16 protein-coding genes and 1 tRNA gene are annotated in these 13,902 nt (G+C 55.9%); 13 read left to right on the top strand and 4 right to left on the bottom strand.

Features of this window, described 5'->3' with window-relative positions:
- Positions 1-8: 8 nt before the first annotated feature.
- Both SERAS12_RS17890 and SERAS12_RS25775 read left to right on the top strand, forming a co-directional pair.
- Positions 9-932, top strand: a complete 924-nt coding sequence (locus tag SERAS12_RS17890) for a DMT family transporter (RefSeq protein ID WP_013813958.1) — start codon at positions 9-11, stop codon at positions 930-932.
- Between the two features lie 3 nt (positions 933-935).
- On the top strand, positions 936-1,238 hold the full coding sequence (locus tag SERAS12_RS25775; RefSeq protein WP_071880461.1) for a hypothetical protein: 303 nt from the start codon (positions 936-938) through the stop codon (positions 1,236-1,238).
- A gap of 31 nt (positions 1,239-1,269) precedes the next feature.
- On the opposite strand, the gene dsdC is transcribed toward SERAS12_RS25775, so the two are convergent.
- From dsdC to SERAS12_RS17875, 3 genes are all read right to left on the bottom strand, one after another.
- Complete coding sequence (dsdC, locus tag SERAS12_RS17885; protein ID WP_013813957.1) at positions 1,270-2,199, bottom strand: DNA-binding transcriptional regulator DsdC; 930 nt, start codon at positions 2,197-2,199, stop codon at positions 1,270-1,272.
- A gap of 224 nt (positions 2,200-2,423) precedes the next feature.
- Positions 2,424-2,498 (bottom strand) — tRNA-Arg (locus tag SERAS12_RS17880).
- Between the two features lie 129 nt (positions 2,499-2,627).
- Positions 2,628-3,557 carry a formate/nitrite transporter family protein gene (locus tag SERAS12_RS17875; RefSeq protein ID WP_013813956.1) on the bottom strand — a complete coding sequence of 310 codons (930 nt, stop codon included), beginning with the start codon at positions 3,555-3,557 and terminating at the stop codon, positions 2,628-2,630.
- A gap of 253 nt (positions 3,558-3,810) precedes the next feature.
- Here SERAS12_RS17875 and ccmA point away from each other — a divergent pair, with 253 nt between their 5' ends.
- From ccmA to mlaA, 10 genes are all read left to right on the top strand, one after another.
- Entirely contained in the window at positions 3,811-4,431 is a 621-nt protein-coding gene (gene ccmA / locus SERAS12_RS17870) for a cytochrome c biogenesis heme-transporting ATPase CcmA (RefSeq protein ID WP_013813955.1), read from the top strand.
- The gene (ccmB, locus tag SERAS12_RS17865) at positions 4,431-5,090 is read left to right on the top strand and encodes a heme exporter protein CcmB (protein WP_004947525.1); all 660 of its coding nucleotides are present in this window, start codon (positions 4,431-4,433) and stop codon (positions 5,088-5,090) included. Before ccmA ends, ccmB begins: the two co-directional genes overlap by 1 nt.
- Before the next feature lie 118 nt (positions 5,091-5,208).
- Positions 5,209-5,946: a heme ABC transporter permease gene (locus SERAS12_RS17860; RefSeq protein ID WP_013813954.1), complete on the top strand. Its 738-nt coding sequence runs from the start codon at positions 5,209-5,211 to the stop codon at positions 5,944-5,946.
- A complete protein-coding gene (ccmD, locus tag SERAS12_RS17855) occupies positions 5,943-6,179 on the top strand; it encodes a heme exporter protein CcmD (protein ID WP_013813953.1) in 237 nt (78 codons plus the stop codon). Before SERAS12_RS17860 ends, ccmD begins: the two co-directional genes overlap by 4 nt.
- Positions 6,176-6,670 (top strand): cytochrome c maturation protein CcmE, encoded by a 495-nt coding sequence (gene ccmE, locus SERAS12_RS17850; protein ID WP_004947520.1) that lies wholly within the window; start codon positions 6,176-6,178, stop codon positions 6,668-6,670. Before ccmD ends, ccmE begins: the two co-directional genes overlap by 4 nt.
- On the top strand, positions 6,667-8,637 hold the full coding sequence (locus tag SERAS12_RS17845; RefSeq protein ID WP_013813952.1) for a heme lyase CcmF/NrfE family subunit: 1,971 nt from the start codon (positions 6,667-6,669) through the stop codon (positions 8,635-8,637). Before ccmE ends, SERAS12_RS17845 begins: the two co-directional genes overlap by 4 nt.
- Positions 8,634-9,185, top strand: a complete 552-nt coding sequence (locus SERAS12_RS17840; protein ID WP_013813951.1) for a DsbE family thiol:disulfide interchange protein — start codon at positions 8,634-8,636, stop codon at positions 9,183-9,185. Before SERAS12_RS17845 ends, SERAS12_RS17840 begins: the two co-directional genes overlap by 4 nt.
- Positions 9,182-9,649, top strand: a complete 468-nt coding sequence (locus SERAS12_RS17835) for a cytochrome c-type biogenesis protein (RefSeq protein WP_013813950.1) — start codon at positions 9,182-9,184, stop codon at positions 9,647-9,649. Before SERAS12_RS17840 ends, SERAS12_RS17835 begins: the two co-directional genes overlap by 4 nt.
- Positions 9,649-10,860, top strand: a complete 1,212-nt coding sequence (ccmI, locus tag SERAS12_RS17830) for a c-type cytochrome biogenesis protein CcmI (RefSeq protein ID WP_013813949.1) — start codon at positions 9,649-9,651, stop codon at positions 10,858-10,860. Before SERAS12_RS17835 ends, ccmI begins: the two co-directional genes overlap by 1 nt.
- A 35-nt stretch (positions 10,861-10,895) precedes the next feature.
- The gene (gene mlaA, locus SERAS12_RS17825; RefSeq protein ID WP_013813948.1) at positions 10,896-11,657 is read left to right on the top strand and encodes a phospholipid-binding lipoprotein MlaA; all 762 of its coding nucleotides are present in this window, start codon (positions 10,896-10,898) and stop codon (positions 11,655-11,657) included.
- A 106-nt stretch (positions 11,658-11,763) separates the two neighbouring features.
- Here the strand turns inward: mlaA and fadL are convergent, their stop codons facing one another.
- Complete coding sequence (fadL, locus tag SERAS12_RS17820) at positions 11,764-13,041, bottom strand: long-chain fatty acid transporter FadL (protein ID WP_004947504.1); 1,278 nt, start codon at positions 13,039-13,041, stop codon at positions 11,764-11,766.
- A 405-nt stretch (positions 13,042-13,446) separates the two neighbouring features.
- Here fadL and SERAS12_RS17815 point away from each other — a divergent pair, with 405 nt between their 5' ends.
- A complete protein-coding gene (locus SERAS12_RS17815; RefSeq protein ID WP_013813947.1) occupies positions 13,447-13,743 on the top strand; it encodes a YfcZ/YiiS family protein in 297 nt (98 codons plus the stop codon).
- Positions 13,744-13,902 lie beyond the last annotated feature (159 nt).

Below are 13,902 nucleotides of genomic sequence, written 5' to 3'. Positions count from 1 at the left end.
GAGGCATGATGATTTCCAGAAACAGCATAGACAGCAAAGCGGCTACCGCCATGACGCTGATATGCGCCATATGGGGGCTGCAGCAGGTCGCGATCAAGGCGGCCGAGCCGGACATATCCGCCGTACTGCAAATCGCCGTCAGGTCAGGCGTGGCCGCTTTGGCGGTCTACCTTTTGGCGCGTTACAAAAGGGAAAGGTTCGTATTCGATCGCCCCACGTTGTTAGCCGGTTTGGGCGTTGGCTTATTGTTCGCGTTAGAGTTCTTTTTCGTCTCTGAAGGTTTAGGCTATACCAGCGCGTCGCATATGGCGGTCTTCTTGTACACCGCTCCCTTATTCTCCGCCATAGGGCTGCATTTTTTTATCAGGCACGAGCGCTTGTCGGTCGTGCAGTGGGCTGGCATCGCTCTGGCTTTTGGCGGCGTGGTGCTCGCCATCTCGGGGATGGGCGGCAGTTCCGGCGGTGAGGCGCAGCTCCGTGGCGATATTTATGGCCTGTTGGCGGGCATGTCCTGGGGCGGCTCGACGATAGTCATTCGCACCACGCGCCTGGCGAACTGTTCGTCCAAACAGACGCTGTTGTTCCAGCTTACAGGGGCCTGCCTGCTGTTATCTCTGCTGGCGATGACGATGGAGAACCTTCATTTCAACCTGAGTTCTGTGGCCTGGACCAGCCTGATATTCCAAACGATTATCGTCTCTTTCCTCAGCTATCTGATTTGGTTTTCTCTGCTGCGTAATTATCAGGCCTCTTCGTTGGGCATTCTGACCTTTATGACCCCCATTTTTGGCATTTTAGCCGGTGTGGTGATTTTGGGCGAACCGCTGCAAATTGAATTTGTATTGGGTTCTGTACTGATCGTCTTCGGGCTTATTGTCGTAAGCTGTTCTTATTTATTTTATGTCAATAGAGGAGTTGCACCAAAAATATAATCCATGGATGTTAATATTCATAACTATCAAATAAGCTGTGAAAGTCAATTCACCCTCACCGTACAAATATCCAGGTATGCCTGGGGGTATCCTTTGATAACGCTCTACGATAATGGTGATTTTTCCGTGGTGAAAAGCACCAAACGGATGCGATTATCCAACCAGATGCCGGTTGAAGTCATCACCTTTGCTAATAACTATGCTGTGGCCTGGGATAATAGCCGCAGGCATATTTATTATTCAAAGGCCGGAAAGTTATATAACTGCGCACTGGATTTCTCTTATCCCCCAAAGAAATGGCGCTGATTTCAAGAAAACCTGCCAATGCCTCCGGCCATCAGGCCAGAGGCGCTATCTTCATCATCCACTCTTTGAAAGCGATGATCTTCGGCCACTGACGTTCGGAGATGGTTGACATAAAATAGCAGTGTTCGCAAGGCAAGGTCATGTTACTGAACGGGATAATCAGTTCGCCGCTTTTGATCCAGTCTTGCACCAGATTAAGCCGCCCCATGGCGACGCCGAGGTGTTTGGTCGCCGCCAGCACGGCCAGATCCGAGCGATCGAACTCCATGCTTTTGCTTTCTGTATCCAGCGCTAAATCAAAATGTTGCGACCAGGTCAACCATTCGTCTTCGCCGGAGTTGTACCTGTCATGCAGCAGCGTGCAGCGTGCCAGGTTTTCCGGTGCGCCGTAGAGGTTATGTGCCTTGGCGTACTGCGGGGTACAGATCGGGACTATAGATTCCTGCATAAAAGCTTCGTCTATTTGTTTCCCGGATGGCAGCTTGCCAAAGTACATGGCTAAATCAACGCCCCGATTGGCCAGGCTGATGATCTCCTGCCCGGTGACTATGCTCAAATGAATGGTGGGGTGCTGGGCAATAAAATCGCCGATCCGCGGTATCAACAAGCACTGCACGATGGAAGGGTGCGAATAAATAGTCAGGTTGCCCGTCAACTCACGGTTTTTAATATCAAGAATTTCCTGATTCAGCGTATCGAAGGAGCGGCTTAATGCCCATTGCATGCGCTCGCCTTCCGGTGTCAGCGTAATTCTGCGATGGAATCGTTGAAATAAAAGAAAACCCAACTCTTTTTCCAGCAGATTAATTCTGTGGCTCACGGCGCTGGGTGTAATAGACAGTTCTTCCGCCGCCAGTGAAAAGGATAAATTACGGGCGACGCATTCAAAAGTATGCAGGCGTGAAAATTGATAGCTGGTCAGCGGGCTTGCGCGTTGAAAATATTTTTTGTCGGGGAACATGTCATGCCTCCATGCTTATAATTAAACAATTTTAGCATTTAATTTAACGGGGCTGAAACGCGATTTCTCTTATTTACAAATAACGGCTGAGATTAATGACGTTATCTGGCTGACCGAGCGGGTGATTAGGCTGGGGGTCAGGATTCGCTATTAAATATGGGCAAGGCGTCTTGCCGAGTACCGAGGAAGGGGGCGATGTCGTAAAGGTGTTTTTTGTGTGGTGATGGTGTCCCCGACTGGAATCGAACCAGTAACTAGCCCTTAGGAGGGGCTTGTTATATCCGTTTAACTACGGGGACCCTGCGGGCCGGCAACCTGAGCTGCCGGGGCAGTATACCTTTTTTTACCCGCAGAATAAGCGCTTAGCGGTGCGTTTGCTCATTCCCTCGCCAATATGCGGTGAATTTTGTATGTAGCCCCGGCTGCGATCACGGTTTTTTCGCCTTGGCGGCCCCTTTTTCCGCCTCCAGCTTCGCCGCCTTGTTTTTAACGCTCATATCGTTACGGATCTGCGCGTGGCTGATGAGCGCGAAGATAAAGGTGCCGCCGATAATGTTGCCCGCCAGCGTCGGAATGGCGAACGGATAGAAAAATTCCTGCCAGGGGAGAGCGCCGCTAAACACCAGATACAGGATCTCGACCGAGCCGACCACAATGTGGGTTAGGTCGCAAATTGCTACCAGATAGGTCATCAGCACAATGATCCAAATCTTGGCCGCACCGGCGGAGGGGAACATCCACACCATGGTGGCGATGATCCAGCCCGCCAGAATGCCGTTGGCGAACATTTCTGACGGCGAGTTTTTCATCACCTCTTCCGACAGGCTGACGAAGGCGCTGCGGGTATTGTCGTCGAAAATCGGCATATGGATAAACGCCAGCGATGCCAGCCCGGTGCCAATCAGGTTGCCGAGCAGTACCACGCCCCACAGGCGGAACAGGATCAGGAAGTTTCTTGGCGTCGGTTTGTGCATGATTGGCAGCACGGCGGTAACGGTGTTTTCGGTAAACAGCTGCTGGCGGGCCATAATCACAATGATAAAGCCGAAGGTGTAGCCAATATTCTCGATAAAGAAACGGCTGGGATCGTCCGGCAAGCGGGCGTGAAAAATGCCTTTCGCCACCAGTGAAGCGCCCATCGACAGCCCGGCGGCGACGGCGGACCACAGCAGCGCCACCCAGTCGCGTTCCAGCTCTTTTTCGCCTTCCATACGGATGAGCTCATGCACCGCCGCCGCGCGTGAGGGCAGGTTCTCTTCCTTTACCTCGATTTCTGATTTGCCCTGCTCGTGCTCTTTGCTCTCGACTTTTAGAGGGTCATCGGCATTCGCTGTTGTGCGGGGTTGTTCGTCGCTCATGATTAACTTTCTCCGTCAGAGGTCGCCAGGGCCATTTATCAAGCGTAGTTGGCGCACGGGCGGTGCGACAGAAGTGCGGCAAATGGCGGAAAAAAGTAACAAGAGTTTAACGCCGTCGGTTTTTCCTACGCATTATTGATCTGGGCCGTCATATTACCCCTATTGGAGTAGCCGAGCGGCCAGTGGCGGGCTGCGTGCCGCAGGCGCCTTATGCTATGATTCGCTATCCCAAAGAAAAATATGAGTTCTCCCGATGCTGGAAGCTAAAAGTCTGAGCTGCGTCCGTGATGAACGCATCCTGTTTAGCGAGTTAAGCTTTACGGTGAAGCCGGGCGAGATTATTCAGGTGGAAGGGCCGAACGGCGCGGGCAAGACCAGCCTGTTACGCATTCTGGCCGGGTTGGCGCAGCCGGAAAGCGGCGAAGTGTGCTGGCGTGGGCAAAATACGCTGCGTCACCGTGAGAATTATCATCAGGATCTGTTGTTCCTCGGCCATCAGCCGGGGATTAAAACCATGCTGACGCCCTTCGAGAACCTGCAATTTTACCAGGCGGTGCGCGCCGCGCACGATCGTCAGGCCATCTGGCAGGCGCTGGAGCAGGTGGGGTTGGTCGGTTATGAGGATTTGCCGGTGGCGCAGCTTTCCGCCGGCCAGCAGCGCCGGGTCGCGCTGGCGCGTTTATGGTTAAGTGAGTGCCCACTGTGGATCCTGGATGAACCGCTGACGGCAATAGATAAACAAGGCGTGGCTGAATTGATTAGCCTTTTTGAGCAACATGCGCAGCAAGGCGGCATGGTATTGTTGACCACGCACCAGGATCTGGCAGGCACGACGCAGGCGGTAGGTAAAATCAGCCTGGCGGAGAATCTCTGATGTTTTTGACGGTGTTGCGCCGCGAGCTGAAAATTGCCTTTCGCAAAGGGTCGGAAATCGTTAACCCGCTGTGGTTCTTCCTGATCGTTATCACGTTGTTTCCGTTGGGTATTGGGCCTGAACCGCAGTTGCTGGCGCGCATTGCGCCGGGGATTATCTGGGTGGCGGCGTTGCTGGCTTCGCTGTTGTCGCTGGAGCGTTTGTTTCGCGACGATTTTCTCGATGGCTCGCTGGAGCAACTGCTGCTGTTGCCGACGCCGCTGCCGATGACGGTGTTAGGCAAAGTGTGTGCTCACTGGGTCGTGACGGGGTTGCCGCTGTTAATCCTGTCGCCGTTGGTGGCGCTGCTGCTGTCGCTGGATATGCAGACCTGGCTGGCGGTGGCGTTTACGCTGCTGCTGGGCACCCCGACGCTGAGCCTGGTCGGTGCCATCGGCGTGGCGCTGACCGTCGGGTTACGCAAAGGCGGCGTGCTGCTCAGCCTGCTGGTGCTGCCGCTGTATATTCCGGTGCTGATATTTTCCACCGCCGCTATCGACGCCGCCTCCATGGGCATGCCGATAGCGGGGTATCTGGCGATTCTGGGCGCCATGCTGGCGGGCAGCATAACGCTGGCCCCCTTTGCCACCGCCGCCGCTCTGCGAGTGAGCGTGCATTAGCATCACTGATTAACATGCGGGTTAACGCCGTTAAGAGCGTGTTCCACCGCGAAAGCTATTTTCGTCGCCCCACGATAGGGGGGCCACCTTAAAACATTTACCGTGAGCAATGACGACAATGTGGAAATGGTTACATCAATTCGCCCAGCCTGAACGGCTGTATCGTGTCTGCGGCCGTTTTGTCCCGTGGCTGGGGCTGGCCGGCGCGCTCTGCCTGGCGATCGGCTGGGTATGGGGCTTTGGTTTTGCGCCGAAGGATTATCAACAGGGCGACAGCTTCCGCATCATGTATATCCACGTGCCGGCCGCCATGTGGTCAATGGGCATCTACGCTTCGATGGCGGTGGCGGCGTTTATCGGCCTGGTGTGGCAGATGAAAATGTCCGATTCCGTGGTGGCGGCGATGGCGCCGGTCGGCGCGGTATTTACCTTTATCGCGCTGGTCACGGGGGCCGCCTGGGGTAAACCTATGTGGGGTACCTGGTGGGTATGGGACGCGCGTCTGACCTCTGAGCTGGTGCTGCTGTTCCTTTATATGGGCATTATTGCGCTGTATAACGCCTTTGAAGACCGTCGCCTGGCCGGCCGCGCCGCCGGTATTCTGGTGCTGGTAGGGGTGGTGAACATCCCGATTATTCATTTCTCTGTCGAATGGTGGAACACGCTGCATCAGGGTTCCACCAATATGCAACAGAGCATCGCGCCAAGCATGCGCACCCCGCTGCGTTGGGCGATCCTCGGCTATCTGCTGTTCTTCATTACGCTGACCCTGATGCGGTTGCGCAATCTGATCCTGGCCCAGGAGCGTCAGCGCCCGTGGGTTGCCGGGCTGGTCAACAAGGAGCGCCAACCATGAATGCCGCATTTACCTCCTGGTCGGCGTTTTTCGCCATGGGCGGCTACGCCTTTTACGTTTGGCTGGCGGTGGCCGTCACGCTGTTATCCTTGCTGGGTCTGGTGGCCCACACCGGCTGGCAGCGCAGGCAACTGCTGAATGAGGTCAGCCGCCGTCAGGCGCGCGAACGACGCATCCGTCAGTCGCAGCAGTCGAAACAAAAATCCGCTGATCCGCGGGAGAAATCATTGTGAATCCACGTCGTAAAAGCCGCCTGTATCTGGCGATTGTCGTGCTGATCGGCGTGGCGCTGACCGCTACCCTGACGCTGTACGCGCTGCGCTCCAACATCGATCTGTTTTATACCCCGAGTGAAATTCTGCAAGGCAAGGGCGAGGATCACGAAAAACCGGAGGTGGGCCAACGCCTGCGCATTGGCGGCATGGTGATGCCCGGTTCGGTGAAGCGCGATCAGAAAACGCTGCAGGTCAACTTCAAGATTTATGATGCACGCGGCGTGATTGATGTCACCTATACCGGCATTCTGCCGGATCTGTTCCGTGAAGGGCAGGGCGTGGTGGCGCAAGGTGTGCTGGGCGAAGGCAACGTGGTTAACGCGCGTGAAGTGCTGGCGAAACACGATGAAAAATACACCCCGCCGGAAGTGGCAGACGCAATGAAAGAAAACCATAAGGGGCCGGCTTCGGCCTACACCGCCCCGCAAAATGAAGGCGGCAAGTCATGATGCCGGAAACGGGAAGTTTTCTGCTGTGCCTGGCATTGGCGATTTCGCTGCTGCTGAGCATTTATCCACAGTGGGGCGCGGCGCGTCAGGATAGCCGCATGATGGCGGTGGCGCGCCCGCTGACCTACGGCATGTTCGCCGCCATTGCGCTGGCGTTCATCTGCCTGGTGCACGCCTTTGTCGTGAATGATTTTACCGTGGCCTATGTGGCCGCCAACTCCAACAGCCAACTGCCGGTGTATTACCGCATCGCCGCCACCTGGGGCGCGCATGAGGGATCGCTGCTGCTGTGGGTGCTGTTGCTCAGTTGCTGGTCATTGGCGGTGGCGCTGTGCAGCCGTTCAATGCCGCAGGATGCGGTGGCGCGCGTGTTGTCGGTGATGGGCATGATCACCGCAGGTTTCCTGCTGTTTATCATCATGACCTCCAACCCGTTTACCCGTACGCTGCCGAACTTTCCGATCGACGGCAGTGACCTCAATCCGCTGCTGCAGGATATCGGCCTGATCTTCCATCCGCCGCTGTTGTACATGGGTTATGTCGGCTTCTCGGTGGCGTTTGCCTTCGCCATCGCCTCACTGATGGCCGGCCGGCTGGATACCGCCTGGGCGCGCTGGTCGCGGCCCTGGACCACGGCGGCCTGGGTGTTCCTCACCCTGGGGATCGTGCTGGGTTCCGCCTGGGCCTATTACGAACTGGGTTGGGGCGGCTGGTGGTTCTGGGATCCGGTGGAAAACGCGTCCTTCATGCCTTGGCTGGCCGGTACGGCGCTGATGCACTCGCTGGCGGTGACCGAAAAACGCGGCACCTTCAAGGCCTGGACGGTGCTGCTGGCCATTACCGCCTTCTCGCTGTGCCTGCTGGGTACCTTCCTGGTGCGTTCCGGCGTGCTGGTTTCGGTGCACTCTTTTGCCTCCGACCCGGCGCGCGGCATGTTTATCCTCGCCTATCTGGTGATCGTGATCGGTGGTTCTCTGCTGCTTTACGCGGTCAAGGGCGGGCAGGTACGCAGCCGGGTGCAGCATGAAACCTTCTCGCGCGAAACCTTCCTGCTGGGCAATAACGTGCTGTTGATTGCCGCCATGCTGGTTGTGCTGCTGGGCACGTTGCTGCCGCTGGTGCACAAACAGCTGGGCCTGGGCAGCATTTCTATCGGTGAACCCTTCTTCAATACCATGTTCACCTGGCTGATGGCGCCGATGGCGCTGCTGATGGGCATCGGCCCGCTGGTGCGCTGGCGTCGCGATGAACCGACCAAGCTGTGGCGCCGCTTGAGCGTGGCGCTGGCGATCACGCTGGTGCTGTCGATCCTGCTGCCGTGGCTGTTACAAGACAGCATCGCCGGCATGACGGTGGTCGGGCTGATCATGGCGGTGTGGGTGATTATTCTGACGCTGATGGAATTGCATGAGCGCGCTACCCATCGCCACGGTTTCTGGCGCGGCCTGAGCCACCTTTCCCGCAGCCACTGGGGCATGGTGCTGGGCCACCTCGGGGTCGCGGTGACGGTGATCGGCATTGCGTTCAGCCAGAACTACAGCGTGGAGCGCGATGTGCGCATGAAGGCCGGCGACAGCGTGGACATTCACAGCTACCACTTTGTGTTCCGCGACGTGCACGACATTCGCGGGCCGAACTACAGCGGCGGCGTCGGCATTATCGACGTCACGCGCAACGGCAAGCCGGAAGCCACGCTGCACGCGGAAAAACGCTACTACAGCGTGGCGCGCAGCATGATGACCGAAGCGGCTATCGACGGCGGTTTCAGCCGCGACTTGTATGCGGCGCTGGGGGAAGAACTGGACGACGGCTCCTGGGCGGTGCGGCTGTATTACAAACCCTTCGTGCGCTGGATCTGGTTCGGCGGGGTATTTATGGCGATTGGCGGCATCTTGTGCATTCTCGATCCGCGCTATCGGATGAGCAAAAAACTCAAGCGTGAAGGTAAGCTGGAGGAGCAGGCATGAACCGTAAGCTGCTGTTTATCCCGTTAATCCTGTTCCTGTTGCTGGTGGCGGCCTTTATGGTGCAGTTGACGCGCAATGCTGGTGGCGAGGATCCGACTATGCTGGAGTCTGCGCTGATCGGCAAACCGGTGCCCACTTTTAAGCTGGAGTCGCTCGACCAGCCCGGAAAAACGTTCGATCAGGCGGTGTTGCGTACCGGCAAGCCGATGTTGTTGAACGTTTGGGCGACCTGGTGCCCAACCTGCCGTGCCGAGCATCAATACCTCAATACCCTGGCGGCGCGTGGCATTCGCGTGGTGGGGCTGAACTATAAGGACGACCGCAGCAAAGCGGTCACCTGGCTGAATTCATTGGGCAATCCCTATGCGCTCAGCCTGTATGACGGCGATGGCATGCTGGGATTGGATCTTGGCGTGTATGGCGCGCCGGAAACTTTCCTGATCGACGGGCAGGGCATTATTCGCTACCGTCATGCCGGGGATATGAACGAGCGCGTCTGGCAGCAGGAAGTGTTGCCGCTGTACAAAAAGTACGGGGGTGAAGCATGAGGCTGATTGCCCTGATGTTTGCCGCATTGCTGAGCTGGAGCGCGGCGGCGGCGATTGATACCTATAAATTCAACTCGGTTGAGCAGGAACAGCAATACCGTGAGCTGACGGAACAGCTGCGCTGCCCGAAATGCCAGAACAACAGCATCGCAGATTCCAACGCCATCATCGCCGCGGACATGCGCACCAAGGTGTACGAGCTGATGATGCAGGGGCGGAACAAACAGCAGATCATTGATTATATGGTGGCGCGCTACGGCAATTTCGTCACCTATGAACCGCCGGTGACCCCGGCGACGCTGATCCTGTGGGTTGGCCCGTTGCTGTTTGTGCTGATTGGCGGTGCGGTGGTGATATTGCGCACTCGCCGCCGCCGCGCCGGCGCTGCTAACGATGAATTCTCCGAGCAGGAGCAACAGCGCTTGGCGGCGCTGCTGAAAGAGACTGACAGGAAGAAACCCTAATGGCATTTTGGCTGATTATTATTGTGCTGTTGGCCGGCGCTGCGGCGCTGCTGGTGGTGCCTGCGATGCGCCAAAGCAAGCAGGGCGCGGCCACCAGCCGCGACGCATTGAATAAGGCGCTTTATCGGGATCGTCTGCACGAATTGGAGCAGGATGAAGCGCAGGGCGTGGTTGCCGAGCGCCCGGAGTTGGTAAAAGAACTGCAACAGAACCTGCTGAACGACATTCCCGGCCAACAGGACGTGCAGACGAAACCGATCACCCGTTGGGCACTGGTGCCTGGCGTGTTGCTGCTGGTGGTGGTTACCCTGGGGTTCTATCTGAAAACCGGAGGGTTGGCGCAGGTGATGGACTGGCAGCAGGTGCAAGACCAAATGCCGGAGTTGCGTGCGCGCGTCGCCAATGAGCGTGCTCAGCCGCTGAGCATGGAAGAGATTGCTCGCCTCGGGCTGGGGCTGCGCACCGCACTCCAACAAGACGATCGCAACATCAACGACTGGATGATGTTGGGCCGCGTCGGCATGGCGCTGAATAACGCCACAACGGCGACGCAGGCATTTGCTCATGCTTATCAATTGGATCCGAATAATCTGGAAGTGCGTCTCGGCTATGCGGAAGTGTTGACGCGATCCAACGATCCGGAGGATAACAAGCAAGCTACGCAGATGCTGCGCAAGATGATTGCCGATGATCATACCAATCTGCGCGTATTGAGCTTGCTGGCGTTCAATGCCTTCGAACAGGGTGATTTCAAACAGGCGATCGGCGCCTGGCAGGTGATGTTGAAACTGTTGCCGGCCAACGATCAGCGCACCGAGGTGTTAAAGCGCAGTATTGCACAAGCAAAATCACAGGCGGGCGAAGAAACTGTTAAACTGAATGTAAACGTGACGTTATCGCCCGAGGCGACTAACGCTTTACCGCAGCAGGGGACGCTGGTCATTTCGGTGACCGATGGTGCCAACCCGGTGCCGGTTGCGGTAAAACAACTGCCCTTAAGCCGTTTCCCACTGTCATTCTCTCTGGATGACAGCAACGCCATGATGCCCGAACGTCTGCTTTCGGCGCTGCATCAGGTGAAGGTGCGGGTACGGATTTCTCATGACGGTCTGGCCACGCCGCAGGCGGGCGACTGGTTTGGTGAGAGTGAGCTGCAGAATTTCAGCGGTAAAGAGCAGGTTAGCGTTCAGATTAACAAGCAGGTTCCCTGAATAAAAAGACCGAACGTGTTTTCATGGAGAAAAATATGAACTTTCGCCTGACTGGGCTGGCTTTCGCAACTGTGTTATTGGTGGGCTGTGCCAGCGCGCCGCAAGATGAACCACAAGGGCGATCCGATCCTCTGGAAGGATTTAACCGGACGATGTTCGACTTTAACTATAACGTCCTGGATCCGTATGTATTGCGCCCGGTGGCCGTGGCCTGGCGCGACTATGTACCCATGCCGGCGCGTAACGGTTTAAGTAACTTCACGTCGAACCTGGAAGAGCCGGCCAGCATGGTCAACGCCTTCCTGAAGGGCGATCCGTATCGCGGGATGATTCACTTCAACCGCTTCTTCCTTAACACCCTGCTGGGGATGGGCGGTCTGATCGACGTGGCGGGGATGGCGAACCCGAAACTGGCGCGCGAAGAACCGAATCGTTTCGGTAGCACGTTGGGGCATTACGATGTCGGTTACGGCCCTTATGTGATGTTACCTGCCTATGGCAGCTTCACCCTGCGTGAAGACGGCGGCGACTGGGCGGATACGGTCTATCCGGTACTGAGCTACCTGACCTTCTGGATGTCGGCGGGTAAATGGGTGGTTGAGGGGATTGAAACCCGCGCCCAACTGCTGGATTCCGACGGCCTGCTGCATAACTCTTCCGATCCTTACGTGATGGTGCGTGAAGCCTACTTCCAGCGTCATGACTTCCTGGCGCGCGGCGGTTCACTGAAGGCGGAAGAAAACCCGAACGCCAAGGCGATCCAGGGCGATCTGGACGAAATCGATTCAGCGAAATAATTTCTCGCCAAGAGAATATGAGAACCCGCCGCCAGGCGGGTTTTTTGTTATAAAACGGCAATAAAAAAGCGCCCCGCAGGGCGCTTAAGCGTTTTGAACGACCGCTTTAGAAGCGGTAGTTGAAGTTGGCGCCGTACAACCAGGCCTTGCCCACCGAATTGAAGGTGTATGGACCTTCTTTGATGGTGACTTTTTGGCCGTGCATGTAGGAAACACCGACGTCGACCGACGCGTCTTTGTTGAACGCGTAGCTGGTACCGGCGCTGATCCACATACGGTCTTGATCCGGGATCGAGATAGAGCGGTTCTGGGCAGGCACCGGGCTGTCATCGAATGCGACACCGGTACGGAAGGTCCAGTTATCATCGTAGAAGTAAGTGGTACCCAGCGCGATGCGGTAGGCGTCTCTGAAGCCTTCATGCTTCTCGAACAGCGTCTGGCCGTTGTTGCCGGTGGCTTTCAGCTGCTGGAACTGGCTCCAACTGGTATAAGCCAGGCTGTAGTGGACCGCCCACTGCGGCGCCACCTTGTTGTAACCGGACAGTTCCCACATTTCCGGCAGATTTAGGGTTAGAGAGCCTGGAATGGTGTTGCCATCAGTACCCCATGGCAGACCGGTTCTGCCCTGCAATGGGTTCAGACGAGATGAGATGCTACTTTTGTAGTCGCCGTCGAAGTCGATTTTCACTTCGGAACGGTAGGTGAAACCGTAGCGGTTGTTTTCATCCACTTCATACAGGATGCCGGCGTTCCAGCCGTAGCCCCATTTATCACCCTTCAGGTGGGAGATTTGAGTATCAGCGGGCATGCCGAGGGCTGCGCCGCTTTCGCCTGCATAACGCTCAAGTTTGGCTTTAGCGTAAACCGCGTCAAAACCCAGGCCGAAGCTGAAGTGCTGGTTCAGGCGATAAGCGCCGCTCAGGTTCAGGTTCAGGGTTTCGAGGTCGGTTTTGCCGCCATAAGCGCCCGCGGTGTAACCGTCATTGAATTCGGTGGCCAGACCATAGTTGCTGGTGACCGAGCCGCCCACGGCGAATTGATCGTTAATCGGGTGAACATAGTGCAGGTTCGGCACCCAGGCGGTTGGCGCGATATTTTTGGAATCCAGGCTGGCACCCGACGGGGACTTGCCGGTAATGTCCACATCCGGATCGATAAATACGGCGCCGATCGAGAATTCTGGTCGGGTGTACATCATCAAAAGGGCCGGGTTGCGGCTGGCGGATGCTGCAGTATCCGCGATGGCGCCTTCACCAGAATACGAACGTCCTAAACCCGCTGATGAGAACTCATTCAGCTGGAATCCTGCGGCAGACACGTTTGAAGAAATAATTGCCACTGCAGCTGCGAGAGCTGATTTAGTAAATAGGTTTTTCTGGCTCATGACCAAAACCTCATTATGTGTTTATTATTTAAACTATGTTACACAAGGTAACAAGGAGCGCGGGATTGTAGGGTCCGTTATCATTCAGACAAATCAGACCAGTGGCTGAATTATAGGTCCGACCTGTTGGAATGTTGCAACTTTGTTTTTGAGATATTTCAATATTGGTATCAAAAAAGAGATCTGCTTAACAAAAAACCAGCAGTGAATAACAAATCTCTTACCATTCCTTAGCAGACGACGATTTTTATTTGTGATTTCCATCACTTAAAACACCTATAAAAAGTAAGTGCTAGCGATGGGTTTCGCTGCGGGGTAAAATAAACGCAGAATCTTGCGTCTTTGCGCCAGAAAGTTAATGGCAGTTTGGACTCGCGTAATGGCGGTCCCTGAGGAGAATTAAACATGTCTGATGCAATGAATAAATGCAGTGCCCAGGAAACCGCAGCTTGTTGCTGTGTCGATGTCGGTACCGTGATGGACAACACCGATTGCACTGCATCCTACAGCCAGGTGTTTGCCAATCAACAAGATGCCGAGAAAACGCTGGCTGCGCTGACGGAAAAAGCCCGCGGCGTGGAGTCTGACCCTTGTGACATCAGCAGTAGCATTAAACCGGTTGACGGTGGTGTGCAACTTGCGGTGGACTTCACCTTTGCCTGCCAGGCGGAAACTCTGATTTTCCAGCTCGGCCTGCGTTAATTCCCGCCCAAAACGGTGCGGGGTAAACCCGCGCCGCCGCCTCTCCGTTTTCCCCCAATAGAAAGTTGCTCCTGCTCTCAGTTTTCACTTCTGACGGTTTGCCAAATGTAAACATTTGGTTAACAATGACCTCATCAGGTCAGACCTCTTTTTGCCCGT

This window comes from Serratia sp. AS12, from assembly GCF_000214195.1.
GTDB classification, from domain to species: Bacteria; Pseudomonadota; Gammaproteobacteria; order Enterobacterales; family Enterobacteriaceae; genus Serratia; species Serratia plymuthica.
This window is presented reverse-complemented; position numbering and strand designations above follow the sequence as displayed.

What these genes read in the sequence shown, in the direction of transcription:
- SERAS12_RS17890 (WP_013813958.1), top strand. Translation starts at nt 9, where the DNA reads ATGATTTCCAGAAACAGCATAGACAGCAAAGCGGCTACCGCCATGACG.
- SERAS12_RS25775 (WP_071880461.1), top strand. Translation starts at nt 936, where the DNA reads ATGGATGTTAATATTCATAACTATCAAATAAGCTGTGAAAGTCAATTC.
- dsdC (WP_013813957.1), bottom strand. Translation starts at nt 2,199, where the DNA reads ATGTTCCCCGACAAAAAATATTTTCAACGCGCAAGCCCGCTGACCAGC.
- SERAS12_RS17875 (WP_013813956.1), bottom strand. Translation starts at nt 3,557, where the DNA reads ATGAGCGACGAACAACCCCGCACAACAGCGAATGCCGATGACCCTCTA.
- ccmA (WP_013813955.1), top strand. Translation starts at nt 3,811, where the DNA reads ATGCTGGAAGCTAAAAGTCTGAGCTGCGTCCGTGATGAACGCATCCTG.
- ccmB (WP_004947525.1), top strand. Translation starts at nt 4,431, where the DNA reads ATGTTTTTGACGGTGTTGCGCCGCGAGCTGAAAATTGCCTTTCGCAAA.
- SERAS12_RS17860 (WP_013813954.1), top strand. Translation starts at nt 5,209, where the DNA reads ATGTGGAAATGGTTACATCAATTCGCCCAGCCTGAACGGCTGTATCGT.
- ccmD (WP_013813953.1), top strand. Translation starts at nt 5,943, where the DNA reads ATGAATGCCGCATTTACCTCCTGGTCGGCGTTTTTCGCCATGGGCGGC.
- SERAS12_RS17845 (WP_013813952.1), top strand. Translation starts at nt 6,667, where the DNA reads ATGATGCCGGAAACGGGAAGTTTTCTGCTGTGCCTGGCATTGGCGATT.
- SERAS12_RS17840 (WP_013813951.1), top strand. Translation starts at nt 8,634, where the DNA reads ATGAACCGTAAGCTGCTGTTTATCCCGTTAATCCTGTTCCTGTTGCTG.
- SERAS12_RS17835 (WP_013813950.1), top strand. Translation starts at nt 9,182, where the DNA reads ATGAGGCTGATTGCCCTGATGTTTGCCGCATTGCTGAGCTGGAGCGCG.
- ccmI (WP_013813949.1), top strand. Translation starts at nt 9,649, where the DNA reads ATGGCATTTTGGCTGATTATTATTGTGCTGTTGGCCGGCGCTGCGGCG.
- mlaA (WP_013813948.1), top strand. Translation starts at nt 10,896, where the DNA reads ATGAACTTTCGCCTGACTGGGCTGGCTTTCGCAACTGTGTTATTGGTG.
- fadL (WP_004947504.1), bottom strand. Translation starts at nt 13,041, where the DNA reads ATGAGCCAGAAAAACCTATTTACTAAATCAGCTCTCGCAGCTGCAGTG.
- SERAS12_RS17815 (WP_013813947.1), top strand. Translation starts at nt 13,447, where the DNA reads ATGTCTGATGCAATGAATAAATGCAGTGCCCAGGAAACCGCAGCTTGT.